The organism is Frankia sp. AgKG'84/4 (assembly GCF_023242965.2).
Lineage (GTDB): Bacteria > Actinomycetota > Actinomycetes > Frankiales > Frankiaceae > Frankia.
Window position 1 is genome coordinate 1 of the sequence record NZ_JALKFU020001297.1, and the last position, 2,150, is coordinate 2,150.

Here is a 2,150-nt window from a genome sequence, read left to right on the forward strand (position 1 = left end):
GCCTCGGCGGGAGAGCCAGCGCCGCGCGTTCTCCCGCCGAGGCCACCGCCGCCGCGCAGACGGCCGCCCGCTCCGGGCTCACCGTCGGCACACCGGCCTGCCGCACGATGACCGTGACCCTCGACGTCACCGACTTCGTCCGTGGCGGCCTAGCCCGTGCCACCGTCTCCTGCCAGGTCGATCTCACCGACCTCGCGGGTCTGCGTCTGCCACTCGCCCGCACCCTCACGTCCACCGCGACCTCACCGGTTGATCTTTACCGGGCGGTCGGGTGAAAACCCCTTCCCGCGCGGCCGGAGCCGGGGAAGCCGGTGACGGCGGCTACGTCACCGCCTTCTTCGCGATCATCGTGGTGGCGTTGCTCGGTCTGGCCGGTCTCGCCCTCGACGGCGGCGGCGCGTTGAACGCGAAGACGAAGGCGATCAGCACCGCCGCCGAAGCGGCCCGCGCCGGCGCTCAGGCCCTTGATCTCGCCCTGTACCGGACCGACGGCACCCTCCAGCTCGACCCCGCAGGCGCCCGGACCCGCGCGTTGGCGTTCCTGGCCGGCGCGGGCGCTCAGGGCACCGCGTCCGCGACCACCGTCACGGTCACCGTCACGGTCACCGGGACCTACCGGCCGCAACTGCTGACCCTCGTCGGCGTCGGCCCGCTCAACGTCACCGGAACCGCCAGCGCCAGCCCCCGCAGCGGAGCAACCCCATGACCCTCCATCCACCTCCCGCCGCCGTCGGCGTGCGCCGCCGCCTCACCGCGCTGGCACGCGCCCTTGGCGCCCTCACGGTGCTGGCCGCCTGTCTGATCGGCGCGCCGCTGCTGATGTGGCGGCTCATCGGTTGGCCCCTTCCCCACTCCGTCCCGACCCGCGGCGAGGTCTCGACCGCACTCACCGGGCCGCTGGACCAGCGGCTCCTCGTCGGGATCCTGGGCTGCCTGTTCTGGTACCTCTACCTCACGCTGCTCGTAGCCACCCTCACCGAGACGCTGTCCCGTGCCACCGGCCGCCGCCGCCCACGCCTACCCACCGCCGGTTTGAGCCAGGCGTTCACGACCGCGCTCGTCGGCACCATCCTCACCGGTCTGATCCTCACCACCAGCCGCGCGAAACTCCCCGCCGCGGGCTCCGCGGCCACCCTCGCCGCCTACCGGCCCCCACCCGCCGCCACCGCACCCGCCCACCCCAGCCCAGTCGCCGAGCGGACGGCCACCGGCTCCGAGGCCGACACGGCGTCACTGCCGACCTGTGTCGTCCCGGCCTACGCGAGCCTGTGGAGCCTCGCGCAGACACACCTCGGTGACCCGCAGCGCTGGGACGAGCTGTTCGCCCTCAACCAGCACCGCCCGCAACCCGACGGGGGACGACTCACCGACCCGGACCTAATCCGCCCCGGATGGATCCTGCGCCTGCCCGCCGACGCCACCCCGCGCACACCCCCCAGCACCGCACCCTCCGACACTGCGCCGCCCGCCCCGGCCACAGCCCCCGCGCCGCACCCGGCCCTCACCCCCTGGCTGCCCGACATCCCGCCCGCGCCCTCCCCGCCGGCCCCGACCAGCCCGGCCCCGTCGACGCCGAGCACGCCGTCGCCGCCACCCGTCACCCCGACCCCACCGGGGGCCCTCGCGCACTCCCCGGTTCCCGCCGCTCGGGCCGCGCGGCCGGTGGCGCATCCCGATCCGATCCGGCTGCCGTCCGGTCCTGTGCTCCCCGTCAGCCTGCTCGCCGCCCTCACCATCGCGGTCACCCTCGCCCGCCTCCTGCGCTACCGCGCCCGCCGGCCCCGCGCCCACCAGCCCGCCGACCCACCCCTCCCTCTGATCATCAGGGAGATCCTCAGTACCAGCCGCGCCCTCCAGGACCGCGAAGATCCCAAAGATCCCGCAGACGGCGCACCGGTCGAGGACGGCACCCCTTCAGACCCGCAGGTCCCTGGTCCTGACGAGAACGACGAGGACGACGACGCCTGCCCGCCGGCCGGCGACCCGACCCCACCCGGGGCCGCCGCTATGCCGCTCCCACCGCCCTATCCCGACCTGGTCTCGCTATCCGACGCCGTCGTCGAAGCGGCCCGCGTACCGGCGCTGCTGGGACCTCCGGCGGACACCGCCGTCGCGGCGGCGCGCCCGCCGCGACCCGGACTGCACGGGCC

General features: G+C 75.3%; 2 protein-coding genes and 1 pseudogene. All 3 read left to right on the plus strand.

The features are described from left to right. A pseudogene (locus MXD58_RS29810) lies at positions 1 to 275 on the plus strand (TadE/TadG family type IV pilus assembly protein); the annotation flags it as partial. Further along, entirely contained in the window at positions 272 to 706 is a 435-nt protein-coding gene (locus MXD58_RS29815) for a pilus assembly protein TadG-related protein (protein WP_248839576.1), read from the plus strand. The pseudogene MXD58_RS29810 and the gene MXD58_RS29815, both read left to right, overlap by 4 nt. Further along, the coding region (locus tag MXD58_RS29820) for a LysM peptidoglycan-binding domain-containing protein (protein WP_518478717.1) at positions 703 to 2,150 on the plus strand (1,448 nt) is incomplete at its 3' end. The genes MXD58_RS29815 and MXD58_RS29820, both read left to right, overlap by 4 nt.